The organism is Archangium lipolyticum (assembly GCF_024623785.1).
In the GTDB taxonomy this organism is placed as follows: Bacteria; Myxococcota; Myxococcia; order Myxococcales; family Myxococcaceae; genus Archangium; species Archangium lipolyticum.
In genome coordinates this window covers 355,564-379,250 of record NZ_JANKBZ010000009.1, presented here as the reverse complement: position 1 = coordinate 379,250, position 23,687 = coordinate 355,564, and the positions used below count along the sequence as shown (strand labels likewise).

Below are 23,687 nucleotides of genomic sequence, written 5' to 3'. Positions count from 1 at the left end.
GTCGCTCCGTGCGCTCCTGCTTCGAGCCAACCTGCCTCCGCCCTACCTCCTGGTGGGTCATTCGCTCGGCGGCCTTGCCGTCAATCTATTCGCCCGAACATTCCCGGGTGAGGTTTCCGGCGTGGTGCTGCTCGATGCCACTGCTCCCGAAGACGTCGGCGTCATGACCAGGCATCAAAGCGGCTTTCAGCGCTTTGCCCAGCGCACGCTCGATGCGCTCTTCGGAAAGGATGAATTCGGAGAGACCGAACACGTTTCACGCACCGTCGACCTCATCCAGCGAGCAGGCCCCTTCCCAGACGTCCCCCTTGTCGTCGTGACGGGCGGTAGACCCGCCATGGCATGGGCCACCCCGGCGCAAGCCCTCGCCGCACGAGCGGAACACCAGCGGGGCCTGGCTGCACTGTCGCCCAAAGGGAGGCAGATGATCGCCAGCCGAAGCGGACATTTCCCGCAGTTCACGGAGCCAGAAATCGTGGTGGAAGCCGTGCGCTTCGTCCTGTGAGCTCACTCCGGCATGGTGTCGAAGGCGGGGAGGTCCGGCGGCATGACGACCCAGGCGGGACGGTCTCGTGTGAAGATCGCGACCTTCGGTTGGAAGGATGAGGGGTCGTCCAGGGAGCCCGCATAGATGGTATGGGAATCGTCCTTGCCGACCTCTCCACCGAAGACGAGTCCTCCGCAGACGGGACAGAAATTGCGCACGGAGTCACCGCCCCTGAAGGACTTCGACCGGAACTGTCGCGTTTCGCCACTGAAGCGAACCGCGGCGCTCGAGAAGCCCATGAAGGGGATGAACCCCGAACCCGAGGCCTTGCGACAGTCGACGCAGTAGCAATAGCCAGCGAACAACGGCTCACCCTCGGCTTCGTACCGCAACGCGCCGCAGAGGCAACCGCCCGTGTAACGAGTCGTCTTGGCGTCCATTGCCCGACTCTTATTGGACGTCCAACTCGCGGGCAAGCCTGGTGCTCCACTCCCGGTGGTCGCGAACAGCAACGAGCCATCGCGGGAGATGCGCATGCTGGGTCTCGAAGGGTGCCCAAGGGACGAATCGCGTCACGCCTCTGCCCAAAATGGGCAGTCCACGCTCCACGGGTCCCCATGCCCTCTGGGATTTCAGCGCGTTGGGCCTGGGGCCTGACTGGCATGGACCCTGCTGACGGCCTGTCACCCAATCGGGCGCATGCCTTCTCCCCATCCACCCGCCCGGACAAAAGGACTCCATGTACCGTCTCCCCTCTCCGCCTCGCGGTCCCCGAGGCTCGACCCTCATCGAAGTGGCGCTCGTCCTGGTGATGCTCGGACTGCTCGCCGCCATCGCCGTGCCCCGTTTCCTGGCGGCCCGTTCCCGCGCCCTCCAGACCGAGGCCCGGCACAACCTCAAGTCGTGGGCCCAGGCCCAACACGCCTACCACCAGGAGACCAACGGCTACACCCAGGACATCCGCACACTCGGCTTCACTGTCGAACGAGGAAACCGTTACGCCTACTACTTCGGCGATGATTCGAAGTGCGAGCTCCGTGAAACGGCCACCCTCCCTCCCATGACGGGGTCGGTGGAGTGCATCGGTGTGGATGTCTATGTGCATGGCCTGGACAGGAATGACTCCAAGCCCGCCCCGCGTCGATTCAAGGTGATCCACCTGGGACCAGGGGATGCCACTAACGTTCCGGGCATTTCGGGTCCCTGCCCGGGCTGCAACACCGACGCCGTGGCAGTCGGACAGCTCGACGACGAACCGCACGGTGTGGATACCTGGTACATCGCCACGGAGAATGTCAGCATCGATAGCGCCTCGGATATCTGTGGCACCGAGCGAGGCGACGTGGTGCCGGCCAAGACGCCGATCAACACCTACGACGACATCGAGTGCGACATCTGAGGGCCCCCCTCTCCCCTTGCGGTGCCCCCCCTCGCGTAGGGCGGGCACCGCGTTGCGGAGGGTGCTCAATTCAGAAGGACCCGTGGACCGCGAGCGCCGCGCCGCCCTCGAGTGGCACGAGCGAGACGCGCGGCAGCTCGCGCAGGCCCGGATCCCTCCGCCACAAATCGATGAGCCGCTCGGCGGCCCGGCGCGTGAAGTACGCCTGGATGAGGTGACTCGCGGCCGAGATGCCGACACCCATCGCGTTCGCTTCGAAAAAGTAGATGGTCTCGCGCCGGAGGTCCGCCAGGCGTCCGAGCTCTCCGAGGGTGAGCAGGGCTCCACTCGCGATGAGCAGCAGCCAGCCCCGCGTCTCGATCTTGCGCCGCAGCCGGCGCTCCTGGGCGAGGAAGCGGTTGAGGCGCCAGTCGGTGCGCGCCACGACGAGGCCCGGGTCGCGCGAGTCGTCCGCGAACTCCTCGAGGAGCATCGAGGGACGCTCGAGCCGCGACAGGGTGAGGACGTCCAATCCGCCCAGCACGAGGCCGCCCATGATGGGCCCCCAGCCCCGCAGCGAGCGGGGTCCTTCGCTCAGCAGGGTGTAGGTCCCCACGACGATGGGCGAGAGGGCGGCGGCCGAGGAGGTGATGATGGAGACGTTCATCCGGTCCTGCTCCACCGCGGCGAAGGTCTCCACCACGAGCCGCATGCGGACGCGATCCTCCTCGGAGATGCCGAAGACGGGCGGCGGCTCGGCCGCGCGCGCGGCGTCCCAGGCGGCGAGGGCGGCGGGTCCGAAGGGCGCGTCGAAGAGCCGGCGCAGCTGATCCTGGGCGCCGCGTCCCGCGAGAGGCGCGGGTGTGGGGCTGAGGTCCTCGAGCCGGACCACGACCCCCCGTGCGGCGGATGCGACCTCATAGCGCTCGGTGCCCACGCCGGGGCGCCGGCGCTCCACCTCCATGCCCGAGGCGAGGCGGGGCGGGAGGAGGAGGCGCAGCGCGACGCCTCGCTCCTTGTTGGCGTCCAGCCAGCGCAGCCCGCTCGTATCCCGCAGCGTCACGCGGACGGGCTCGGAGACGGGGAGCTCGAGACCGGGCGCATCGACGCCGCGCAGGTCCACGAGCACCGCCTCCTCCAGGAGGCCGGGGCCGCGGGCGAAGACCTTGGGCCGGAAGAGCGGATTGGGGACCGCGGACGAGGCCACGCTCACGAAGGCCTCGAGCTCCCGGTAGGTGATGCGGCCATCCGCGTTCGCATCCGCGGCCCCGAGGAGGCCCGAGCGCACCGCGTGGCTGAAGACGCCGGATTGCAGCTCGGACCACTCGTAGACCTCGGCCTCCGCGCTCGTGGAGAGGAAGACGCCCACGTTCGGCACGCGCTGGGCCACGCCCGAGGAGACATCCGCGGGAGTGGAGAAGCGCCGGCCTCCCGCCTTGCGTGGGCTGATGACGAAGAACGAGTTGCACGAGTCGAGGATGACGTGGGAGCGGGTGGCGCCCACCTCGCGCAGCACGGCCTCGAGCGCGCTCGCGTCGAAGGCCGCGTCACTCAGCTCGAGGAACCCCCTGCCGCCGTCCACGTCGCCATGGCCCGCGAAGACGAAGAAGAAGTCCACCTCGCGGCCGGCCGCCCGGTCCGCGCGAACGGCGGCGGCGACGGTGCGAGCCGCCTCCCGCACGTTGCCGGCGCTCGGCTCCTTCACCGCCGCAGCCAGCTCGGGGAACTGGCGCTCCGTGTCCCGGTCGAAGTCGCCGAGGAGCGTCACGTGCCCGGCTCCCGCGATGAGCGAGAAGACCTCGTGGTACTTCGCGCCATCGTCGTCCGCGTACCGCAGGGCGGGCCGTGCGAGCTTGTAGCTCTGGTTGTTGGAGACGATGAGCGCGTAGACGGAAGGAGCGCGCTCGGGCGCGGCGGCGAGCGCCGTGAGGAGCATGCCCGTCGCGACGACCCCCAGGCTCATTTCGCGTCCCTGGCGAGCTCGACCTCGAGCGCTTCCACCACCGCGGCGGGCCAGCGCTCACGCAGCGCCGCGAGCGTGCGCTGCCCGGGCGCGAGGCGCTCCACGCTGGAGACGCGCAGGGGTTCCGGGGACACGATGGACACGAGCTGGAGGGGCCCGGCCGCGGGCGCTTCGAGCTGCACGGCCTCGGGCATCATCCGCTCCTGGGGGCCGGTCGTCTCCAGCCGCGGAGCGGGCTCGTCGCTCGTCTCGCTCAGGTGGCCGGGATAGAGCCAATGCACCTCTCCCGAGGCATCCACCGCGAAGGCGAGGAGGTAGACCGGCCGGGCCGACTCGATGTTCCGGTAGGCGACGACGAGCGGCGTCGTGAGCGGGAGCCGGGCCCCGGCATCCAGGGGCGTGGGCGGGTTCGTGGCCCGGTGGAAGCGGATGCCCACGCGCTGGGAGAGCGCGCTCGGGCTCCCCGCGCCGCGCGGTGTCCAGTCGGCCGATTCATCCCCGGCGAGCATCCGGGGCGCCACGAGCACGAGGAGGAGGCTCGCCGCCAGCGCCCCGAGGACGAGGCCCGCCTGGGCCCAGCGAGGCCGGGGGGGACGGGCACGGGGCGCCTCGCGCATCCGCACCCGGCGCATCACCTCGGCCACCGAGGCCTCTCCGGCGGTGCCGCCGAAGGGCGCGGCGATCCTGGCGATCAGCGCCTCGGAGTCCTTCAGCGCGTTGCCGCAACGATCGCACGTGCGAGCATGCTCGCGCAGGGCCTGGGCCTCGTCCTCGCCCAGCTGCCGGTCCGCGAGGAGGTCCCACTGCTCGGAAGGGGGACAGGGAGAGGTCATGAAGCTGCTCCAGCGAGGGTGCCGCGAACCTTCTTGAGCGCGTGGAAGACGCGAGAGCGCACGGTGGCCTCCGGACTGCCGACGATGCGGGCAATCTCCGGATACTCGAGCCCCTGATCGAAGCGCAGGAGCAGCACCTCACGGAACTTCTCGGGTAGCTCGAGCACGGCCTGCCTCACGTGCCGATGGGCCTCCCGCTCGAGCAGGACGTCCATGTGACTCGCGCTGCCTTGGGTGGACTCGGGCATGTTGGAATCGGAAGACTCCCAGCGCAGGCGGCGGCCCGCGTCGCGCGCCCGGTTGCGGCAGAGGTTGCGCGCGATGGTGAAGAGGAAGACGGTGAAGGGAGCGCGCGGGCGGTAGTCGCGCCGCGCGTCCCAGACGCGCACGAGCACCTCCTGCGCGAGCTCCTCGCCCTCGGCCGCATGTCCCACGGATTTCGCGCAGTAGCGCGAGAGCCTCGGCAGGTGGCGGCGGACGAGGACCTCGAAGGCGCGGGAGTCGCTCGCGCCCGCGAGCAGCATCAATTCCTCATCGGTACGTGCGTCGAGCTGCGGGTCGGAGTCCACGGGTGTCCGACGCGCAACCTAGCCCGTCCGGCGTCTCAGGGACAGGCACAACGCGTCTGGAGGGGGAGCGTCTCGCTGTCGCGCACGAGCTCGCAGCGCACCGGGCACTCCTCCTTGAGCGTGTAGACGAGGCGGCCCCGCACCTCGCAGTCCGCCTCCGGGTAGCCCTCCGGGCGCGTTTCGCCGGCGGGAATGTTGGCCAGGCCCTCGATGGAGTAGCTGTAGCCGAGCTCGAAGGACTTCTCCTCCACACGCTCGACCTCCACCCCGTCGTGCGTGAGCACTCCGGCCCAGGAGCTGCCCCCGGTGGTCCCCTCGGTTCTCATGCCCTCGGACAAGGGAACCGAGGCCTGCCGCACGGGTCCCGGGGAGAAGATCGAAGGGTACTCCGCGAAGGCCATGCCACCGAGTTGCTCGACCCGGACGGTGCCGAAGTCGCCCCCGGCTCTCGCGGGGGTGCAGGTGTCCTGGGTCTTGTCGAAGCGCAGCGTGTAGACCCCTTGGGAGAGGTCGGTGCTCTGATGGCCGCAGCCGGTGGTGAGGAGGGCGGCGGCGAGGGCGCAGGTCAGGGTGTTCCGGATCGTGGTCATGGAGTGGGTTCCTTTTCTCTAGATGAGAAGATGGAGAGAAGGCCGCGCAGGAGAACGGCGCTCCCGCGAAGCGATTTGCCGGGAAGAACCCCTGCCCCCTTTTCCTGTTTAAAGCGGCGCGCTTTTTTTCGTGGCCCGTCCGTCCCTCCAAGCCCGCGCGTCGGGTTCTTTGACACCGAGCACGCGAGGGCATCTATGTTTCCGCCGCCCTGCGAATCGCCATCCTCACATATCCTGGTGTCCTGGCTCTCGATGCCGTCGGGCCCGCGGATGTCTTCGCCGCGGCGGCCCAGCTCTCCCGGGGGGGCTACGAGCTCCTGATCCTCGGCACCGGTCCCGGCCCCTTCACGACCCTGTCGGGTATCGGGATCCGGCCCGCGGCCACCCTCGCGGAGGATGTAGGGCCGATCGACACCCTGCTCGTCGCCGGCAGCCCCGGTGTTCCTCCGATTGCCGGAGACCCCCAGGTGCTCGAGTGGCTTCGCCGCGAGGCCCCCCGCTGCCGGCGCTACGGCTCCGTCTGCACGGGCGCCTTCGTCCTGGGCGCGGCCGGACTGCTCGACGGCAAGCGCGCCACCACGCACTGGCGCTTCGCTCGCGCCCTCGCGCGTGCCTGTCCGGCCGCCACTGTCGAGCCCGACCACATCTTCATCAAGGATGGCTCGACATACACCTCCGCTGGCGTCACCGCCGGCATCGATCTGGCCCTCGCGCTGGTCGAGGAGGACTTCGGCCGTGCGCTCGCGCTCACCATCGCGCGCGAGTTCGTCGTCTTCCTCAAGCGCCCCGGCGGCCAGTCACAGTTCAGCCGCCAGCTCGAGGCCCAGTTCGCCGACATGCCCGCCATCCACTCGCTGCAGCAGTGGGTGATGGAGCACCTGCGCGAGAATCACTCCGTGGAGGAGCTCGCGCGACGGGTGCACATGAGTCCGCGCAATTTCGCGCGGGTGTTCCGGCGGGAAACGGGGATGACGCCCGCACGGTTCGTCGAGGCCGCCCGCGTCGAGGCCGCCCAGTTGCTGCTCGAGGGCTCGGAGCTGCCGATCCAGACCATCGCGGCGCGCGTGGGTTTCGAGAACACGAACGGCCTGCGCCGCGCCTTCCTCCGGCAGCGCGGCGTTGGCCCCGCCGAGTTCCGTCACTCGGTGAATGGTGCCCCCACGAGCAGGTCGCAGAAATCCCCGGGGTGGAAGCCGGGGACGTGACGGCGGCCCACGTCCGAGAGGAAATTGCCGACGGTGGTGTGCGGCTTCTTCTGGACCACGCCGACCAGCACGTGGAGGAAGGACTGCTTGAAGCCCAGACGTGGGAATGCCGCGGCGACCGCCTCGAGGCGCTCGCGCCCGATGTGCTCGGCGCCGATTCCGACGACGTCCACACCGATGCCGAGGTGGGCCAGCGCCACCTCGGGTTCCTTGTGCGCGGCGATGCCGAGTGAGGTGTGGAGCGCGACTGCATCCCATACCCGCGCGACGGTCTCCTTCGGAGCGTCGTGCCGCACGAGGAAGTCGCGCGCCGCGTTGGCGCCGTCGACCTCGAAGCGCTCGGTGCCCGCGAAGCGCTCGGTGAGGCCGAGGTCGTGCATCACCGTTCCGAGGTAGAGCACCTCGGAGTCGTAGACGAGGCCCCGCGTGCGCCCGAGGAGCTCGGCGAAGACGTAGGAGCGGAGCGCGTGGTGGTAGACGAGAGGGGTCGAGACGTCGCGGACGAGCTCGGTCGCTTCGCGTGCGAGCTTGCTATCGGGGAGGCGGACACCGGCGACTTCCGAAATCATGGGAGGACCCTTTCCGTGAGGCGAGGTGAAGGCCCCATGGTGCCCTCACGCGGCGCTCCGGAACGGACGAACAGGCGTCGAATCCTGCCAGATTGCCCAAGCCATTCTTCCTTGTCTCCAGCCCGGATGGAGAAGTCCTGGCGGCCAGGGCTTCAGTCACATCCCAGCAAGGTCACTCCACCTGTTGGGACCCATGGCGGGCCCCAGCACACCGGAGAATACAATGCCTATTGATTTTCAGCGGAGGAGAGCAACCTTTCCGACACATAGCGGTAGCGCCCAGAGCATGGAGCTCGCGTTTGTGTTTCCGACCAATGTGCGGGCAGCCGAAGCCGTGCTCAACGGCTTCAACGTCGGGTACACCAACGGTGATCATCACCTGCTCAGGACGGAGATCGACACACGCGTGACGAACATCACGCTCACCACGGTCAGGGTCCTGGTGACATTCTCGCTCCGGGACAGCTCTGGCAATTTCGATGATCCCTACAACGGCTTCGTGGACGTCATGGTGATCGCCGACCGCGCGTGACGCTCTCGCGGGCCCACGGGCACCTCACCTCGCCCCAGCGAGGCAGAGGTGCCCTGGGTTCCGCTAGCTGGCCTTCTCACGCCGCGCTGAGCCCGGGAAGGGAGGCACTGTTCATGGGCGGAAGCGCCGTTCTATGGTGCGCTCCTCATGAACACCTCTCCCTTCCGTTCCCACTGGTCGCTCGACCCCGAGGTGACCTTCATCAACCACGGCTCCTTCGGCGCGTGCCCCACCCGGGTACTGGAGGAGCAGTCCCGGCTGCGGGCCCGTCTGGAGGCCGAGCCGGTGCGCTTCCTCCTGCGCGAGGTCGAGGGGCTGCTCGACTCGGCCCGCGCGGCGCTGGGGGCCTTCGTGGACGCGGATCCGGACGATCTGGCCTTCGTCAACAACGCCTCCACGGGCGTCAACACCGTGCTGCGCTCGCTGCGCTTCTCCGCCGGCGATGAGCTGCTCGTGACGGACAACGAGTACAACGGCTCCAGGAACGCGCTCGAGTTCGTGGCCAGCCAGTGGAGCGTGAAGGTGGTGGTGATCAAGCTGCCCTGGCCCGTGCCCTCGGCCCAGGCGGTGGTGGACACGGTGCTCTCCCACGTCACCGAGCGCACCCGGTTGCTCCTCATCGACCACATCACCAGCCCGACGGGGCTGGTGCTCCCCCTGGCCACCATCGTCCGGGCGCTGCGCGAGCGCGGCGTGGAGACGCTCGTGGACGGCGCCCATGCCCCCGGGCAGGTGCCCCTCTCCCTGCGCCAGCTCGGCGTCGCGTACTACTCGGGCAACTGTCACAAGTGGTTGTGCGCGCCCAAGGGGGCGGCCTTCCTCCACGTGCGGAGGGACCTCCAGCCGGGCATCCGTCCCCTCATCATCAGCCACGGGTACAACTCGCGGCGCAAGGACCGCTCGCAATTCCGCCTCGACTTCGACTGGCTCGGTACGGACGACCCCACCCCGTTCCTCTGCATCCCGAAGGTGCTGGAGGTGATGGGCGGCATGCTGCCCGGCGGCTGGCCCGAAGTGATGGCCTCCAACCGGGCCAAGGCGCTCGCGGCGCGCTCCTTCCTCTGCCAGCGGCTCGGGGTGGCGCCCCACTGTCCCGAGGACATGGTGGGCTCCATGGCCACCGTGGCGCTGCCGGACGGCGGCATGGAGGTGTCCGTGATACGCGGGTCGGAGCCCCTCCAGGACAAGCTCCTCTTCAAGCACGGCATCGAGGTGCCTGTCGTCGTCTGGCCCCGGCCACCCCAGCGCCACCTGCGAGTGTCCGCCCAGCTCTACAACTCGCCCGAGGATTACCAGCGGCTGGCGGACGCGCTGCAAGCGGAGCTGGGCCCGGCGGGCTCCCGGTCGTAAAGCCGGAGTGCCAGGCCGGCGCGGTTCTCGAGGGGGGGCTTTGATTTTCGAAGAACAGTAGAGTCCGGGCATGAGCTCGACCCGAATCAGCTGCCGTGTGAACGCGCCCCGTGCGCGCGTCTATCGCGCGCTCATTGATGCGCGCGCGATCGCGACGTGGAAGGTGCCCACCGGCATGACCAGCCACGTGCATGAGTTCGATCCCCGCGAAGGTGGCTCGTTCCGGATCTCGCTCACGTACGATGCTCCAACGGAGACCGGCAAGACGACCGCGCACACCGACACGTACCACGGTCGCTTCGTGAAGCTCGTGCCAGACGAGCAGGTGGTCGAAGTGGTCGAGTTCGAGACGATGGATCCCGCGATGCAGGGTGAGATGACGATCACGACCACGCTCACCGATGTGGACGGGGGCACCGAGATCCTCGCCGTGCACGATGGGCTACCGCGCGGCGTGTCGCCCGCCGACAACGAGACGGGCTGGCGGATGTCACTCGCGAAACTCGCGGCGCTCGTCGAGGCGGGTTGCTCTTCCTGAGTGTTCATGGAACCGCCACTGCTCAGCTCACTCCGGACAGCTCACGCACCTGCCGTTGATGATGCAACGGTTTGCCGTGCAAGAAACCGCCGAGGCACTCTTCTGGTCCTGCGAAAGCGCCAGAGCCGCCGCACGGCCACCACCATCACGTTCTTCTTCGTCCTGAAGCATCTCCAGGGAATTGCCAGCCAGCACAAGCTGGAAGAACATAACATCCCGTATGAGCTGACTGTTTCAACGAGTAAATCCAGGGCTCATATCTCCACGGAGAACTTGTGCGACGATATCCACGAACAGGTCTGCTGTTTTTTCTCGGCCTCTTCCTGACAAGCTGTTCCAGTACGGAGCAGCCAGCGAAGGTGTCATTCCCCCACGTCTCGATGCGGCAGGGGAGCACCACCGATGAAGGGACGTGGAGCCCGGCTGGCGACTTGGCCCGTGCTCGACTGCTCCATACCGCCACGGTCCTGGAGAATGGTCAGGTCCTCGTCGTCGGTGGGTATAACGTCTCCACCGAGGTCTATGATCCAGCGACCGGCCTCTGGCGCGGTGTCGCCGATGCCCCCAATCCCTATCGGGAGGCGACCGCTACCCGCTTGCCCGACGGCAAGGTGCTGGTGGCGGGAGCGGGCGACTGGAACCCCAGTGTCTCCGCGGCGCTCTATGACCCCGCCGCTGAAACCTGGCAACCGACGGGGGCGCTGCTCCACCCTCGTCGCCAACATACGGCCACGCCGCTGCCCGGCGGCAAGGTGCTGGTCGCCGGCGGAGTCAGCGGAGGCGGTGACGGAGAGACCCTGGCTGCGGCCGAGGTGTATGACCCGGAGAGCGGGCTCTGGACCTCCACCGGCGCCCTCGGCACGGCGCGCCGCAACCACACCGCGACCCTGCTTCTCGACGGCAAGGTGCTGGTGGCGGGCGGCACCGACTCGGCGGGCGTGCGCGTGAACACCGCGGAGCTGTATGACCCGGCCACCGGAACCTGGCATGCCGTGGGCTCGATGAAGGTGGCTCGCACCGGCCACACCGCCACCATGCTGCTCGGCGGCCAGGTGCTGGTCACGGGTGGAGGCGGGGAGGAGTGGCGCGGCGGCGTGTCGGCGGAGCTGTACTCGCCGGATACGGGTACCTGGATAAACACTGGCAGCATGGCTTTGCCGCGCCGCCACCACTCGGCCTCGTTGCTGCCCGATGGCCAGGTGCTCGTGGTGGGCGGCTACCACGAGCACACCGGAATCCAGACTTCCGCCGAGCTGTATGTCCCCGCCATGGCGGCCTGGCAGCCCGCGGGCCACATGGCGGTGGGGCGTTATCAGCACACGGCGGCGTTCCTGGAGGGGGGCCAGGTGCTTGTGGCGGGCGGCGTCAGCAATGGCAACCAGTCTTCCGCGGAGCGCTATACGCCTCCCGCATCGGCGAACCCCGCGAGTACCAGCGTTCTCCTGCAGGTCCTGGACGTCTCCGGCCGGCCCATCCCCACGGCGGCAATCCATGCGATGGATGCGACCTTCTCCGTCGATGGCCTGGGGCGCCAGCTCTTCGAGGGTTTGACAGGGGAGCAGCTGCGGGTGCGAGTGGAGGCGCCCGGCCATGCCCCGGCGGTCGCTATCGTGCCGTTGCAGGCGGAGGGGCTCGTCCTCCGTGGCATCCGGCTGCTCGCCCTGGGCGAGCCTCTCTCGCTCGACGCCGGGCGGGGGGGAACCCTCCAGGTGCCGGGGGTGCGTCTCACTTTTCCTCCCGAAGCCGTCGTGGATGCCCTGGGCAACCCCGTCACGGGAGACGTGCAGGTAACCATCGCTTCACTGGACTCGACCGTTGACCCCGCCGCGCTCCCTGGCCCTGGGATTGGCGTGCGCGAGGCGGATGGGGAGCCGGTGGATCTCGGAGACCTGCGCATGGCCGAGGTCAGCCTCTGGTCCAACGGCGCCTCCGCTCAGGTGGCCCCGGGAAAGAGGGTGAGGCTCGAACTCGAATTGCCTGACGCCTGGGCAAGCAGTCACCCCGCGGGAGAGACGATTCCCGCGTGGTGGCTCGACTTGTCGGACTACGCCTGGCATGAGCAGGGGGCTGGCAACATCCAGCCGTCCAGCACGGACCCTGATCGCCTGAGCTGGGTGGTGGATGTCCCGCACTTCACCGCGTGGGCCGTGAGTGTCCCTCGGGGAAGGGCGGGGGCGCGGTGCTCCAGCACGTCTCAGTGCGAGAGCGGCCTCTACTGTCTCTCCGAGGGCATCTGCCGGGCCCTGGGAGGGAATGGGACGACCTGCGCCAACTCAGGTGAGTGCCAGAGCGGCCTCTATTGCTCCACTCCCATTTCCTACCCTGGCTCGCTCCGGGGCTCCTGCAGGCCATTGGGAGGGGTGGGGAGCATCTGCCACGGCTCGTCCCAGTGTCAGAGCGGCCTCTATTGCACCGGCAATGCCCCCTACGGCGGCTTCTGCCGGTGCGCCACCACCTCCTGCTCCGGTTCGGGCGGCTCGGGCGGCTCGGGCGGCGGTGGAGGGACGCTGAGCTGCTCGCTGTCCTCCAGCAGCCATGATGTGCCCTCTGGCGGCTCGATGATCCTCACCATCAGCGTGTCGGGCCTCGTGCCCGCGGGTGCTGGCGCCTATTGGAATGGCACCAAGAACGGGGTGACGGATGCGGTGAATCAGCCGATTGGTGCCGCTTCCGGCAGCTTCACCTACACCAACGCGCCTGGCCTCGAGGGCAACTACACACGCTACGCCGTCATCAAGAATGCCTCGGGTGCCATCCTGTGTCAGACCAACACGGTGTCCGTGGTCTTCCGTCCGCCGCCTGTATCCGGAGGGGGGACGTCGGCGGGCTCCATGGTCACGCCGCGCGCCAACCACACCTCCACCCTGCTGCTCTCTGGCAAGGTGCTCGTCGCGGCGGGCCAGAATAGCAGCATGCTCACCTCCGCAGAGCTCTACGACCCGGCCACCAACTCCTGGTCCTCCACCGGCCCCATGGCCTCGCCCCACAGCTCCGCTCCGGCCATCCTGCTCTCGTCCGGCAAGGTGTTCATCGCAGGCGGATACAACAACGGTGCTACTTCCGTTGCGGAGGTGTACGACCCGGCCACCAACTCCTGGTCCTCCGCCCGCTCCATGGCAGCGGCACGCTTCGGCCACACCGCTACCCGGCTCTCCTCCGGCAAGGTGCTCGTTACCGGTGGGTACAACGGCAGCTTCCTCTCCTCCGTGGAGGTGTACGACCCGGCCACCAACTCCTGGTCCCCCGCTGCGTCCATGACCTCGGTGCGTTACCTGCACATGGCCACCCTGCTCCCGTCCGGCAAGGTGCTGGTCACGGGGGGCTATGGTGCCGGCTTCTTCTCCACCGCGGAGGTGTACGACCCGGCCACCAACTCCTGGTCCCGCGTTGCTTCCATGGCCTCGGTCCGTTACGCCCATACCTCGACGCTGCTCGCGTCCGGCAAGGTGCTCGTCGTGGGGGGCCAGTACAACTATTACAACAGTCATCTCGCGACCGCGGAGGTGTACGACCCGGCCACCAACTCCTGGTCCCCGGCGGGTTCTCTGGCCGTGGAACGCTCGGGACACGTTGACACCCTGCTCCCCTCCGGCAAGGTGCTCATCTCGGGCGGGGCCGATAACGCGGACAAGCCCATCACCTCCGTGCAGGTGTACGACCCGGCCACCAACTCCTGGTCCTCCACCGCGCCCCTGACCACGGCACGCTCCGGCCACAACGCCACCCGGCTGCCCTCCGGGAAGGTGCTCATCTCGGGGGGCACTGGCACCGGAGGCGGCTATCTCTCCTCGGTGGAGCTCTACACGCCCTGAGAGGACTCCTCTGGAGACACTCCGCCTGAAACGCCCTCCTCGCGCCCGAGACACTGGCGCGGGGAGGGCGGCGCGACAGCAGGTGCCTACAGGCCCCCTGCCCTCCCCCGGCCTCCTGGGAGGGCCGTCAGGGCGAGTGTGTGCCCAACGGGGGCTGCACGGCCTCTTCGCCCTGGCGCACAGCCCAGGTGGCCCCCGTCAGCGGCCCTCCTCGGCCCCTCTGCACCAGCCCTCACCCTCAACCGGCCTCCTATTCGCCCTATGTGCCGCGCACGCCGCACGTGCGCGCTCCTGAGCCACTCGGGTCGGTCATGCGCGGGCTTGTCAGGAACACCGGCCAGCCCGCGTCCTGTCGCGCGCCAACCCACTCCGGAAAGCAGGTTCCGTTGAATCTCGCCTCTTCGCTCCATCTCCCCTTCGGGCTGTCCCTCGTTCTGTGCGCGGCGGGTCCCACCCTGTCCGCTCACGCCAGCCCCAGTACTCCCTCCGAGTCTCTTTTCGCCGGATGTACGGCGGAGTCGATCGGGGTCGAGGGGTGGGGCTACGAGTGCCGGGGCTTCAACGCCATCATCTCCGACCACCCGGGTGTCTCCGCCGAGAGCCTGTGGGAAAACAGTCGCCGCACCTTCGAGGGGCAAGCCGCGGGCCGGATGAAATTCGAGGAAGAGTCGGCGACGCTGGCGGGCCAGAAGGCTCGCATCCTGCGCATGAGCGCGAAGGCGCCGGAGGCTCATGAGATGTCGACGTTCGCTGTCATCCCGGTGAAGGGAAAGGGAGCGCGGCGCGTTCTCTGCAAGACGACCCCGGAACAGCAGTCACTCTGTGGGCGTGTGCTGGAAAAGCTCGCGGGCAACGGCTGGAGGGCCGCGCCCGAGGCAGGGGCCACCGTGAAGCAGCCGGAGGCGGCGCTCGCGGGCCGGGAGCTCTCCGCGCCTGCCGGATGCAAGCTCCTGTCGGGCGACGGCAGCGGCCAGATCGAGTGTGGTGATGGCTCGCGGCTCGACTGGGTTCATCTCCCCGATGCTTCCCGCCTGAAGACATTCGTGCGGGATGGCGTGGAGACGTTCAAGGACATCGGCCGGGTTCCGTATGTGGAATCCCGCATCCCTTGTGCCATCGACGGCGTCAGGACGGAGTGCACGCACCTCCGCCTGCTCGACCCCGCCGGACGGCGTGACGTGTATTTCGGGGGCACCCAGGTGCGCGGCCTGCCGACCTACATCTCGTGCATCTCCGGCGGCTCCTCACGCGAGTTGCCCCAGGCCTGCCAACAGGTGCTGAGCTTCCGCTGAGCCCCTGGCGGGCACGCCGCCAGGCCAGGACCTCCTCCAGGGCCGTGGGTTTGCGGCAACCAGCCTGACCAGGAAGCGGTCGCCCGGACAATGGCCATTCGCGGAGCGCTCGCCCCCAGGGGGAGGGATTCGCCGGCAGGCGGAGACCGTTTCCTCCTGGGGAGGCAGGATGATGAGAACCTCGAGCTGGGCCGGTGTCCTCGGGGCGCTGTGGCTGTCGGGCAGCGCGTTCGCACATCACGGATGGAGCGGGTACGACAGTGAGCGGCCCATGACCCTCACGGGAGTCATCCGCGAGTCGGGGTACGACAATCCCCATGGCTACATCGTGCTCGAAGGGGATGCACGGACGTGGCACGTCGTCCTCGCTCCGCCCGCGCGCATGCAGAACCGGGGGTTGCCGCGGGAGGCGCTGGCCGAGGGCGCCGAGGCCACCGTGGAAGGCCATCCCCATCGAACCACCCCGGACGAGCTGCGCGCCGAGCGCATCACCGTAGGGGGGAGGACGGTGGAGTTGCGCTGATGTCGGCGCCCAGGGGTCCGGCGTGGCTCGTCTGGCTGGAGACAACCCGGCTCGCGGAGGTGATGCGCCGCGAGCCACTGCTGTTCCCGCTGGTGGAGGTGGTTCACATCCTCGGCTTCGTCCTCCTGGTGGGCGCCGCCGTGATGTTCGACCTGCGCCTGCTGGGCCTCTCCCGCCGGCTGCCCGTGGTGGAGCTCGCGCGTCATCTCCTGCCGTGGGCCCGAGGCGGCCTCGCGGTGGTGGTACCGTCCGGAGTGCTGCTCTTCCTCCCCCAGGCGCTCCACCTGGGGACGAGCCCCGTCTTCGGTCTCAAGCTCGCCCTCATCGTGCTCGCCGGGCTCAATTCCCTGCTCTTTCACCGGGGCGTGTTCCGTTCAGTCCAGACGTGGAACACCGAGACGGTGGCTCCTCCCGCCGCGAGAGTCGCCGCCGGGGTCTCGCTCGTCCTGTGGACGGGTGTCATCACCTGCGGCCGGATGCTGGCCTACTTGTGAGCCCCCTCGGGCCTTGGGGACCATGCCAGAAAAGACTTGTATGGAAGCGGCGGGAATCGAACCCGCCGCTGGAGGCTTCCGGCAAGAGCGCTCCAGCGCGGGCCTGCTGTAGCAATGTAGCAAAGCACGTCACAGCGGCTCTCCCGGCCGCATCATCAACCTCGTGGTGGGCTGAGCGCTGCGAGCCGCATCCGCGGGAGGGGTTCTGCTTGAGCCCCTCCCGCGCCCCGCTCGCACCACCCGCTCATCTGTTGACGTTGCCATTGTACAGATTGCCGCCGCCGATCCGGACGCCATCCTGCGCGGTCGTGCCCGTGGTGGCGCTGGTCGCATAGACGACGTAACCCGGGACGCCATGTTGTGCGCCCAGCCTGTGCAGAGGCCGCGCAGCCCCTTGGGTGTACACGCCTGCCCAGGCCGCGCTCCCAAGCGGTGCGCGGCAGGAGCTTGGGCCTGTTGGCTGGGGTGATAGCATCTCGGACATGTCCGACATCCAGACGACGCGGTTCGGCAGGTACGAATTGCTGGAGCGGTTGAACGTGGGGGAATTGTCGATGGGGTACCGGGCCCGCGACACGGCGGCGTCCGGCGCTACCCGGGATGTATTCATCAAGCGGGTGCACGACTACAACGCCGAAGTCCCCGCGTTCGTCGAGATGTTTCTCGATGCGGCCCGCATCGCGGTGGACCTCAGCCACGACAACCTCGTGCGGGTTCTCGACTTCGGACGGGTGGCGGGCGAGTACTTCCTGGCCCTGGAATGGGTGGATGGCCATTCCCTGTGCCATGTGCGGAATCGGGCCAGGGCGCGGGGTCAGAAATGGTTGCCCGCGCCCATCGCCGTGGGCATCGCCATCGAGATATGCCGGGGCATGCACTATTTGCACACGCGGCTGGACGCGCGGGGAGTGCCTCTGGGTTTCGTCAGACAGCACCTCTATCGCGGCAATGTGCTGGTGAGCTTCGAGGGGGAGGTGAAGATCTCCCACTTCGGCATCGACAGGAGGGTGTGGCCGCCGGACGAGGGGAGGTTGAGGGGCAAGGTCGTTTATTTCTCTCCCGAGCAGGTGCTCGGACAGGTGCTGGACGCCCGCTCGGACGTCTATGTCGTGGGCGTGGTGCTGTATCAGATGTTGTGCGGGGGCCTCCCGTTCGGTGTCGGTGAATCCGAGTTCGAGCGGCTTTCCCATGCCGTGGAGGGGCGGCTGGTTCCCGCGCGGGAGTTCAATCCCTCTCTGGACGAGACCCTCCTGGCGATCCTCCAGCGTACGTTGGCCAGAGCACGGGATGACCGGTACCCGACCGCCGAGGCGCTTCAGCAAGCCTTGTCGGATTGGATGAGCACCCAGGCTCCGCTATCCCCCGCCGACATGCTCGAGCAATTCATGAGCGAGCTCTTCCAACAGGGACCCGACACCCACGAGCGCGTAAAGGTTGTCCCGCTTCCGGGGTTCCCCTTTACAAGGGATTGAGGGGGAGCCCGAGCTTCGTGAGGTTTGCCCGAGGCGGAGGCACCAGGGACATAGGCCTACCCTTTTTTCGGGCTGTCCTTCAGAAGCCCGAGCCGCACCAGACTCTCGGCGGTGGCAACGAGGGACTCCTCGTTCGAGCGCGGTGCCCAACCCAGCATCCGCCTGGCCTTTTCGTTGGTGGCGTTTTTCGTCTTGCCGAGCTCGGGCAGGATCTGACGCACCGCGGGGTCTCGCAGCGCGGCGAGGTGCACCAGCCAGTTGGGCAGTTGTAAGGTCGGCACGCGTCTGGCCCATGTGCCCATGCGGTCCTTCAACACCTTGGCGATACCGATGATCGGCATGAAATCGCCCGCGACGGCGAGGAAGCGTTCGCCCTTGGCCGCGGGATGAGCCATGGCGAGGATATGCAAGTCGGCGACATCTCGCACATCGACGATGCCGAAATAGAGCCGCGGGCACCCGGGCATGGCGCCGTCCATCAGGCGTTGCACCATGAGGATCGAGGTTGAGTAGTCAGGCCCCAGGACCGGGCCGAACACGCCCACCGGATTGATGACGGAGAGTTCCAAGCCGCCGCCTTCGTTGGCGATGAAATCCCAGGCCGCGCGTTCGGCCAGGGTCTTCGATTTGACGTAGGGGATGACGTCATCGCCCTGGAGATCCGTCCAGTTCGACTCGTTGAACGGTGTCCCTCGCGGATTCTGGCCATAGCCGATCGCCGCGAACGAAGAGGTCAGCACCACGCGCTTGACACCCGCGGCGCGTGAGGCACGCAGGACGCGCAGAGCGCCTTCGCGCGCGGGCACGAGCAGTTCCTCCTCGTTCTTGGGAATGTTCGGAGGAAAGGGCGACGCCACGTGCAGCACGAACTCGCAGCCGGCGACGGCTTGCGGCCAGCCCGCGTCGTTCTCGAGGTCAGCGGCGACGAAGGACAAGCGATCGCCCGGTTCGGCACCGCCTTGCTTCAACATGGCGCGCACGTCGCCCTCGCGCTCGAGGCTGCGCACCGTGGTGCGCACCTGATGACCCGCCGCCAGGAGCCGTAGGATACAATGACTGCCGATGAAACCCGATCCACCTGTCACCAGGACTGTGCTCATCCTCGTACTATGCAGGACGAAGTGGACCGGTCACCAATCATTCCTGGGGTGATGCCGGCGTTGTTACGCCGCTCGCGTCCAGCTCAGGCGTGGCTTCGAGGCCACCGAGTCCGGAGAAGCCACCTCGTTGAGCGCCCCTCCCATGGCCACCCACGCCTGTCCATCCCAGCGCGAAGCCCGGATGACGACGTTGGGGAAGTGCACCGAGGTCTGCTTGAGCCACGCGATGATGGGGAACCCGCTGGCGTCCAGCGCGAGCGCGAACGTGTCCACGGCATTCTCGCGCGGCGTCCCGTAGTGCAGGTCCACGGGCCCCACTCCGTTGCCGAGCATGAGGAAGGAGGTGTCCCACCGGCGAGGTGCTGCATGTGGATGGAGGACACCGGCTCGTGTGAGGACGCGGCGGGAATCGAACCCGCCGCCGACTGACCAGGCGCGGCGCTGGTAGGTGTGGGCGCCGAAGGCGTCGCGCTGGGCCTGGGTGAGGCTACGTTGCCTTTCCGGGAGGGCGCATGGCTCCGAGGACGAGCTCCCGGAAGAAGCGTGCTCCTTCATCGGCATGCGTGCGCTCGTGCCAGAGCAGGTGCATCTGGAAAGGCGGTGGGGCCACGGGCAGCTCGAGAATCCGCAGGGGCAGGTGTTGGGCGAGTGCCTCCGCCACGAGGCGCGGCAGGCCCGCGAGCAGGTCGGTGGTCGCGGCGACCATCGCCGCCGCGGCGAAGCTGGGCACCACCAGGGAGACGGTCCGCCGCAGACCGTGCTGTTGGAAGAAACCTTCGATGAAGCGGTGCCCCACCCCTGGCCCTTCGATGGAGAGCCAGATGTCCACGTGCCGGAGTTCATTGAAGGCTTGCTTCGACAGCCGCTTGCCCACCTTGGGGTGATCCCGGCGGACCACCATCACCGCTTCGTCGCGATACAGCTCCGCCGCGTGTAGACCCGGCGCGGCGGCCTCGATCGGGCCGATGACGGCATCCACCTGTCCACTGGCGAGTCCGTCGGTGGCCTCGAGCTGGTCGATGCTGACGATCCTCAGCGTCGCGCGAGGCATCCGCGCCGAGAAGGCCGCGGCGATCCGGGGCACCCGGGCAATCTGGTCATTGTCCGAGCACGCCAGCGTGAACATCCGGTCGGTCCGAGCGGGCTCGAAAGGGGCGGCGGCTCCTTCCAGCGCGCCCTGCAACTCCTTCAACGCGGCACGAAGGCGCGGGGCCAGCTCGGTGGCCCGGCGAGTGGGCACCAGGCCGCGCCCATGGCGCACCAGCAGGGGATCTCCCAACAGGCCGCGCAGCCGTCCGAGCGCATTGCTCACCGCCGAGGACGTCACGTGCAGCGACGCCGCCGCCTTCGCCACGCTCTTCTCCTCGAGGACCGTGTGCAGCACGAGGAGCAGGTTCAGGTCGAGGGCGGATAGGTTCATATCGGTGTACGATATGATCACGAATCATCACTGCAGGTGAATCGGTCTCTCCGCATATGAAGCGGTGAACGGAGGCCGAGAGACATGCGCAAAGTGCTGATCGTGGGGGGAGGCATCGCGGGACCCGTCCTGGGGATGTGGCTCAAGCGACTGGGGCTGGAGGTCTCCATCACCGAGGCCCGGCCGACGGCGGCGGTGGGGGAAGGTGCCTTCCTGGGCGTCGCTCCGAACGGGATGAATGCCCTGGAGCCGCTGGGAGTGGCCGCCGCCGTGGCCGCGGCGGGAACTCCGTGTGAATCGTTCCAGTTCATCAATCGCCGGGGAGAGACCATCGGCGCCATTGATCGCAGCGGGGATGTGAGCGCGTTCGGCAGACCCCTGACGATGATCCGGCGTGGACAGTTGAACGCGATCCTGGCGGAGGAGGCCGCCCGGCAGGGCGTGGACATCCGCTGGGGCCAGCGGCTCGTGGCCGTGGACGAGTCCCACCCGAGCCACGTCATTGCCCGCTTCGAGGATGGCTCGGAGTCGTCGGCGGACATCCTCGTCGGCTGTGATGGGCTGCGCTCGCGGGTGCGGTCGCTGCTCCTCCCGGACGCCCCGGCCCCGAGCTTCACGGGGCTGCTCGATTACGGTGGCTTCGCCCGGGGCGTCCAGGTGCCCGTGCCGCCGGGCGTCAACCTCATGCTCTTCGGGCGGCGGGCCTTCTTCGGCGCCTTCGTTACCCCGTCGGGGGAGATCTGGTGGTTCCACAACGGCGCGCCCGGGAGCTCGGACCTCGAGGCACTCCGGAAGCACCCGGATCCCTCCCGGGAGCGCGAGCGGCTCCTGGAACTCCATCGGGAGGATCCGCCGTGGGTCGGCGACGTGATTCGCGCCACGCCGGAACTCCTGGGACCCTGGCCCATCCATGACCTGCACGCGATGCCACGGTGGCATTCGGGCCGGGTCTGCCTGCTGGGGGATGCCGCGCATGCGATGTCTCCGAGCGCGGGTCAGGGCGCGGCCCTCGCCATGGAGGATGCGCTGGTGCTGGCCCAATGCCTGCGAGACATCCCCACCCCGGAGAAGGCCTTCGCCGCCTTCGAGAAGGCCCGTCGCCCTCGGGTGGACGCCATCTTCCGCGCCGCACGCCGCAACGGGAGCGGCAAGGCCGTGAGCGGCGCGGTCTCGGAGTGGTTTCGAGATCGGATGCTGCCCTTCTTCCTGCGGCTCGGCGCCTCCGGCCAATCGAAGATGTACTCGTACCGCCTGGAGTGGAACCAGCCGCGTGCGTGAACGCCTTCCGCCCCCCGGCTCACGCAGTCCGGGAGGCGGAGTCGCCTCGCGATGGAGCTCGGCCACCGCCGGTACCCAACGAACCCGGTGCGGAAAGGACCGCGGCTCCGCTACGCGCGCTCGAGGCTCGCGATGTCGATGACGAAGCGGTAGCGCACGTCGCCCTTCATCATGCGCTCGTAGGCCTCGTTGATCTTCTGGATGGGGATGATCTCGATGTCCGACACGATGTTGTGCTTCGCGCAGTAGTCGAGCATCTCCTGCGTCTCGGCGATGCCGCCGATCATCGACCCGGCCAGGCGCTTGTTCCCGCCGATGAGCGAGAACGCGTGCACGGGCACCGCCTCCGGCGGCACGCCGACCACCACCATGGTGCCCTGGGGGCGCAGCATGCCCAGGTACTGGTTGTAGTCATGCGGGGCGGAGATGGTGTCGATGATGAGGTCGAAGCGGCCCGACAGCTTCTTGAAGGTGTCCGCGTCCTTGGTGACCTCGAAGCCCTGGGCGCCCAGGCGGCGCGCGTCGGCCTCCTTGGTGCGGGACGTGCTGAGCACCGTCACCTCCGCGCCCATGGACGCGGCGAGCTTCACGGCCATGTGGCCCAGCCCGCCCAGGCCCACCACGCCCACGCGGTCGCCCTTCTTGCAGTTCCACTGGCGCAGCGGCGAGTACGTGGTGATGCCGGCGCACAGCAGCGGCGCGGCGGCAGCGGGGTCGAGCCCTTCGGGCACCTTCAGCGCGAAGTGCTCGGTGACGACGATGCGAGACGCGTAGCCGCCGTAGGTCGGCGTCTTCCGGTCCATGTACGTGCCGTTGTACGTGCCGGCCATGCCCCGCTCGCAGAACTGCTCCAGGTCCCGGCGGCACGTCTGGCAGTCGCGGCACGAGTCCACCATGCAGCCGACGCCCGCCATGTCGCCCACCTTCAGCTTCGTGACGTGCTGGCCCACCTGCTTGACGCGGCCGATGATCTCGTGGCCCGGCACCATGGGGAAGATGGCGCCGCCCCACTCGTCACGAGCCTGGTGGATGTCGGAGTGGCAGACCCCGCAGTAGAGGATGTCGATGAGCACGTCATGGGGGCCGACCTCGCGCTGCTCGAACGAGAAGGGCGCCAGCGGCTTTCCAGCGGCGGGGGCGGCATAGGCAGGAGTCTTCGGCATGGGGTTCTCCTTGGGGGTTTTCGTGGCCTGGGGGTCACGCCCCCCAGGTATGCGCTCCGGGAACAGCGGGCGAAACTGGCAGGATCCACATGGGCCATTTAGAAATACTTCAAGATGGCCTTCACCCCGCTCAATGCCCTGAATGCGTTCCTCGCCGTAGCCCGGAGGCGCGGCTTCACGGCCGCCGCCACCGAGCTCGGCATCTCTCCGTCCGCGCTGAGCCAATCCGTCCGCCAGCTCGAGGAACGGCTTGGCGTCCCCCTGCTCACGCGGACCTCCCGGAGCGTGGCGCTGACGGAGGCGGGGCAGCGCCTGCTGGAGAACGCCGGGCCGGCGGTGGACCAGGCACTGGAGGCGCTGAGGACGGCCGCGGTGCAGCCGGGGGAGGTGACGGGACGGGTGCGGCTGACGGTTCCCGCCATCGCGGTGTCCACCCTCATCGCGCCGCTGCTGCCACGGTTCCTCGCGCGCTACCCGAAGGTGGAGGTGGACGTCCGGGTGGAGGACCGCCTGGTGGACATCGTGGCCGAGGGGCTGGACGCGGGGATCCGGCTGACGGAGTCCATCGAGCGGGACATGGTGCAGGTCCGGCTGTCGGATGCGTGCCGGTTCGTGGTGGTGGCCGCGCCCTCGTACCTGGAGCGGAGGGGCACGCCGGAGACGCCGGACGACCTGCTGTCCCATGAGTGCATCTGCATCCGCTCCACCACGACGTCAGGCATCTACCAGTGGGAGCTGGAGCGCGGGACGCGGAGCTGGCGCGTGCCGGTACGGGGGCCCGTCATCACCTCGGACAGCCACCTGCTGCTGCGGATGGCGGAGGCCGGGGTGGGGCTCGCCTACGCGTTCGAGCCCATGGTGACGGAGGAACTGCGGCGAGGCACCCTGCGCGTGGTGCTGGAGCCCTACGCGGCGTTGGTGCCGGGCCTGTTCCTCTACTTCCCCAGCCGCGCGCAGGTATCGCCCGCGCTGCGGGCCTTCGTGGACGTGGCCCGCGAGGCGGCGCCACGGAAGAAGAGGGAGGCCCCGGAAGGCGCACGGGGCCCCGCGAGCCCGCGCCCACCGCGAAAAGTATGACATCCCGGTGGTAGGACGAAGCCAGGTGGGGAGTCCCCGAGG

At 68.4% G+C, this 23,687-nt stretch carries 24 protein-coding genes; 14 read left to right on the top strand and 10 right to left on the bottom strand.

Annotation, left to right across the window (positions count from 1 at the left end):
• On the top strand, nt 1-505 hold a 505-nt coding region (locus NR810_RS21950), incomplete at its 5' end, for an alpha/beta fold hydrolase (protein WP_257455163.1).
• A 2-nt stretch (nt 506-507) separates the two neighbouring features.
• Here NR810_RS21950 and NR810_RS21945 read toward each other — a convergent pair.
• Nucleotides 508-927, bottom strand: a complete 420-nt coding sequence (locus tag NR810_RS21945) for a GFA family protein (protein WP_257455162.1) — start codon at nt 925-927, stop codon at nt 508-510.
• Nucleotides 928-1,226: 299 nt separating this feature from the next.
• Here NR810_RS21945 and NR810_RS21940 point away from each other — a divergent pair, with 299 nt between their 5' ends.
• Nucleotides 1,227-1,886: a type IV pilin protein gene (locus tag NR810_RS21940; RefSeq protein ID WP_257455161.1), complete on the top strand. Its 660-nt coding sequence runs from the start codon at nt 1,227-1,229 to the stop codon at nt 1,884-1,886.
• Between the two features lie 70 nt (nt 1,887-1,956).
• On the opposite strand, the gene NR810_RS21935 is transcribed toward NR810_RS21940, so the two are convergent.
• Genes NR810_RS21935 through NR810_RS21920 form a run of 4 tightly spaced genes read right to left on the bottom strand, consistent with a single transcriptional unit; the run spans nt 1,957 to nt 5,820 of the window.
• Nucleotides 1,957-3,828: a hypothetical protein gene (locus NR810_RS21935; protein WP_257455160.1), complete on the bottom strand. Its 1,872-nt coding sequence runs from the start codon at nt 3,826-3,828 to the stop codon at nt 1,957-1,959.
• The gene (locus NR810_RS21930; protein WP_257455159.1) at nt 3,825-4,661 is read right to left on the bottom strand and encodes a DUF4384 domain-containing protein; all 837 of its coding nucleotides are present in this window, start codon (nt 4,659-4,661) and stop codon (nt 3,825-3,827) included. The genes NR810_RS21935 and NR810_RS21930 overlap by 4 nt, the downstream gene beginning before the upstream one ends.
• Nucleotides 4,658-5,230: an RNA polymerase sigma factor gene (locus NR810_RS21925; protein WP_257455158.1), complete on the bottom strand. Its 573-nt coding sequence runs from the start codon at nt 5,228-5,230 to the stop codon at nt 4,658-4,660. The genes NR810_RS21930 and NR810_RS21925 overlap by 4 nt, the downstream gene beginning before the upstream one ends.
• Before the next feature lie 35 nt (nt 5,231-5,265).
• Entirely contained in the window at nt 5,266-5,820 is a 555-nt protein-coding gene (locus NR810_RS21920) for a hypothetical protein (protein WP_257455157.1), read from the bottom strand.
• 191 nt (nt 5,821-6,011) lie between these two features.
• Here NR810_RS21920 and NR810_RS21915 point away from each other — a divergent pair, with 191 nt between their 5' ends.
• Complete coding sequence (locus NR810_RS21915; RefSeq protein WP_326522514.1) at nt 6,012-7,025, top strand: GlxA family transcriptional regulator; 1,014 nt, start codon at nt 6,012-6,014, stop codon at nt 7,023-7,025.
• Here the strand turns inward: NR810_RS21915 and NR810_RS21910 are convergent.
• Complete coding sequence (locus tag NR810_RS21910; protein ID WP_257455156.1) at nt 6,959-7,594, bottom strand: HD domain-containing protein; 636 nt, start codon at nt 7,592-7,594, stop codon at nt 6,959-6,961. The genes NR810_RS21915 and NR810_RS21910 overlap by 67 nt on opposite strands.
• 301 nt (nt 7,595-7,895) lie before the next feature.
• Between NR810_RS21910 and NR810_RS21905 the strand changes: the two genes are divergently transcribed.
• The 9 genes from NR810_RS21905 (at nt 7,896) to NR810_RS21865 (ending at nt 17,607) form a co-directional block, all read left to right on the top strand.
• Entirely contained in the window at nt 7,896-8,126 is a 231-nt protein-coding gene (locus NR810_RS21905) for a hypothetical protein (RefSeq protein WP_257455155.1), read from the top strand.
• A gap of 147 nt (nt 8,127-8,273) precedes the next feature.
• The gene (locus tag NR810_RS21900; protein ID WP_257455154.1) at nt 8,274-9,476 is read left to right on the top strand and encodes an aminotransferase class V-fold PLP-dependent enzyme; all 1,203 of its coding nucleotides are present in this window, start codon (nt 8,274-8,276) and stop codon (nt 9,474-9,476) included.
• Nucleotides 9,477-9,546: 70 nt separating this feature from the next.
• On the top strand, nt 9,547-10,014 hold the full coding sequence (locus NR810_RS21895; RefSeq protein WP_257455153.1) for an SRPBCC family protein: 468 nt from the start codon (nt 9,547-9,549) through the stop codon (nt 10,012-10,014).
• A 6-nt stretch (nt 10,015-10,020) separates the two neighbouring features.
• Entirely contained in the window at nt 10,021-10,341 is a 321-nt protein-coding gene (locus NR810_RS21890) for a hypothetical protein (RefSeq protein ID WP_257455152.1), read from the top strand.
• A 104-nt stretch (nt 10,342-10,445) separates the two neighbouring features.
• Nucleotides 10,446-13,826 (top strand): kelch repeat-containing protein, encoded by a 3,381-nt coding sequence (locus tag NR810_RS21885; RefSeq protein WP_257455151.1) that lies wholly within the window; start codon nt 10,446-10,448, stop codon nt 13,824-13,826.
• A gap of 386 nt (nt 13,827-14,212) precedes the next feature.
• A complete protein-coding gene (locus tag NR810_RS21880; protein ID WP_257455150.1) occupies nt 14,213-15,118 on the top strand; it encodes a hypothetical protein in 906 nt (301 codons plus the stop codon).
• 169 nt (nt 15,119-15,287) lie between these two features.
• Entirely contained in the window at nt 15,288-15,641 is a 354-nt protein-coding gene (locus NR810_RS21875) for a DUF6152 family protein (protein ID WP_257455149.1), read from the top strand.
• On the top strand, nt 15,641-16,135 hold the full coding sequence (locus tag NR810_RS21870) for a hypothetical protein (protein ID WP_257455148.1): 495 nt from the start codon (nt 15,641-15,643) through the stop codon (nt 16,133-16,135). The genes NR810_RS21875 and NR810_RS21870 overlap by 1 nt, the downstream gene beginning before the upstream one ends.
• Nucleotides 16,136-16,617: 482 nt before the next feature.
• Nucleotides 16,618-17,607, top strand: a complete 990-nt coding sequence (locus NR810_RS21865) for a serine/threonine protein kinase (protein ID WP_257455147.1) — start codon at nt 16,618-16,620, stop codon at nt 17,605-17,607.
• Nucleotides 17,608-17,663: 56 nt separating this feature from the next.
• On the opposite strand, the gene NR810_RS21860 is transcribed toward NR810_RS21865, so the two are convergent.
• From NR810_RS21860 to NR810_RS21850, 3 genes are all read right to left on the bottom strand, one after another.
• A complete protein-coding gene (locus NR810_RS21860; protein ID WP_257455146.1) occupies nt 17,664-18,707 on the bottom strand; it encodes an SDR family oxidoreductase in 1,044 nt (347 codons plus the stop codon).
• 63 nt (nt 18,708-18,770) lie between these two features.
• Nucleotides 18,771-19,040, bottom strand: a complete 270-nt coding sequence (locus NR810_RS21855; protein ID WP_257455145.1) for a hypothetical protein — start codon at nt 19,038-19,040, stop codon at nt 18,771-18,773.
• 154 nt (nt 19,041-19,194) lie between these two features.
• Complete coding sequence (locus tag NR810_RS21850) at nt 19,195-20,127, bottom strand: LysR family transcriptional regulator (RefSeq protein WP_257455144.1); 933 nt, start codon at nt 20,125-20,127, stop codon at nt 19,195-19,197.
• A gap of 84 nt (nt 20,128-20,211) precedes the next feature.
• Here NR810_RS21850 and NR810_RS21845 point away from each other — a divergent pair, with 84 nt between their 5' ends.
• Nucleotides 20,212-21,405 carry an FAD-dependent oxidoreductase gene (locus NR810_RS21845; RefSeq protein WP_257455143.1) on the top strand — a complete coding sequence of 398 codons (1,194 nt, stop codon included), beginning with the start codon at nt 20,212-20,214 and terminating at the stop codon, nt 21,403-21,405.
• 110 nt (nt 21,406-21,515) lie between these two features.
• Here the strand turns inward: NR810_RS21845 and NR810_RS21840 are convergent, their stop codons facing one another.
• Nucleotides 21,516-22,568, bottom strand: a complete 1,053-nt coding sequence (locus tag NR810_RS21840) for an NAD(P)-dependent alcohol dehydrogenase (RefSeq protein ID WP_257455142.1) — start codon at nt 22,566-22,568, stop codon at nt 21,516-21,518.
• 114 nt (nt 22,569-22,682) lie between these two features.
• On the opposite strand from NR810_RS21840, the gene NR810_RS21835 reads away from it, so the two are divergent.
• Entirely contained in the window at nt 22,683-23,645 is a 963-nt protein-coding gene (locus NR810_RS21835; protein WP_257455141.1) for a LysR family transcriptional regulator, read from the top strand.
• The last annotated feature ends 42 nt before the right edge of the window (nt 23,646-23,687 follow it).

Excerpts from the sequence above, each read along its gene's own strand:
- NR810_RS21935 (WP_257455160.1), bottom strand. The coding sequence starts at position 3,828 with ATGAGCCTGGGGGTCGTCGCGACGGGCATGCTCCTCACGGCGCTCGCC.
- NR810_RS21860 (WP_257455146.1), bottom strand. The coding sequence starts at position 18,707 with ATGAGCACAGTCCTGGTGACAGGTGGATCGGGTTTCATCGGCAGTCAT.
- NR810_RS21945 (WP_257455162.1), bottom strand. The coding sequence starts at position 927 with ATGGACGCCAAGACGACTCGTTACACGGGCGGTTGCCTCTGCGGCGCG.
- NR810_RS21875 (WP_257455149.1), top strand. The coding sequence starts at position 15,288 with ATGATGAGAACCTCGAGCTGGGCCGGTGTCCTCGGGGCGCTGTGGCTG.
- NR810_RS21845 (WP_257455143.1), top strand. The coding sequence starts at position 20,212 with ATGCGCAAAGTGCTGATCGTGGGGGGAGGCATCGCGGGACCCGTCCTG.
- NR810_RS21895 (WP_257455153.1), top strand. The coding sequence starts at position 9,547 with ATGAGCTCGACCCGAATCAGCTGCCGTGTGAACGCGCCCCGTGCGCGC.
- NR810_RS21870 (WP_257455148.1), top strand. The coding sequence starts at position 15,641 with ATGTCGGCGCCCAGGGGTCCGGCGTGGCTCGTCTGGCTGGAGACAACC.
- NR810_RS21835 (WP_257455141.1), top strand. The coding sequence starts at position 22,683 with ATGGCCTTCACCCCGCTCAATGCCCTGAATGCGTTCCTCGCCGTAGCC.
- NR810_RS21930 (WP_257455159.1), bottom strand. The coding sequence starts at position 4,661 with ATGACCTCTCCCTGTCCCCCTTCCGAGCAGTGGGACCTCCTCGCGGAC.
- NR810_RS21850 (WP_257455144.1), bottom strand. The coding sequence starts at position 20,127 with ATGAACCTATCCGCCCTCGACCTGAACCTGCTCCTCGTGCTGCACACG.
- NR810_RS21940 (WP_257455161.1), top strand. The coding sequence starts at position 1,227 with ATGTACCGTCTCCCCTCTCCGCCTCGCGGTCCCCGAGGCTCGACCCTC.
- NR810_RS21855 (WP_257455145.1), bottom strand. The coding sequence starts at position 19,040 with ATGCTCGGCAACGGAGTGGGGCCCGTGGACCTGCACTACGGGACGCCG.
- NR810_RS21900 (WP_257455154.1), top strand. The coding sequence starts at position 8,274 with ATGAACACCTCTCCCTTCCGTTCCCACTGGTCGCTCGACCCCGAGGTG.
- NR810_RS21840 (WP_257455142.1), bottom strand. The coding sequence starts at position 22,568 with ATGCCGAAGACTCCTGCCTATGCCGCCCCCGCCGCTGGAAAGCCGCTG.
- NR810_RS21865 (WP_257455147.1), top strand. The coding sequence starts at position 16,618 with ATGTCCGACATCCAGACGACGCGGTTCGGCAGGTACGAATTGCTGGAG.
- NR810_RS21920 (WP_257455157.1), bottom strand. The coding sequence starts at position 5,820 with ATGACCACGATCCGGAACACCCTGACCTGCGCCCTCGCCGCCGCCCTC.
- NR810_RS21910 (WP_257455156.1), bottom strand. The coding sequence starts at position 7,594 with ATGATTTCGGAAGTCGCCGGTGTCCGCCTCCCCGATAGCAAGCTCGCA.
- NR810_RS21890 (WP_257455152.1), top strand. The coding sequence starts at position 10,021 with ATGGAACCGCCACTGCTCAGCTCACTCCGGACAGCTCACGCACCTGCC.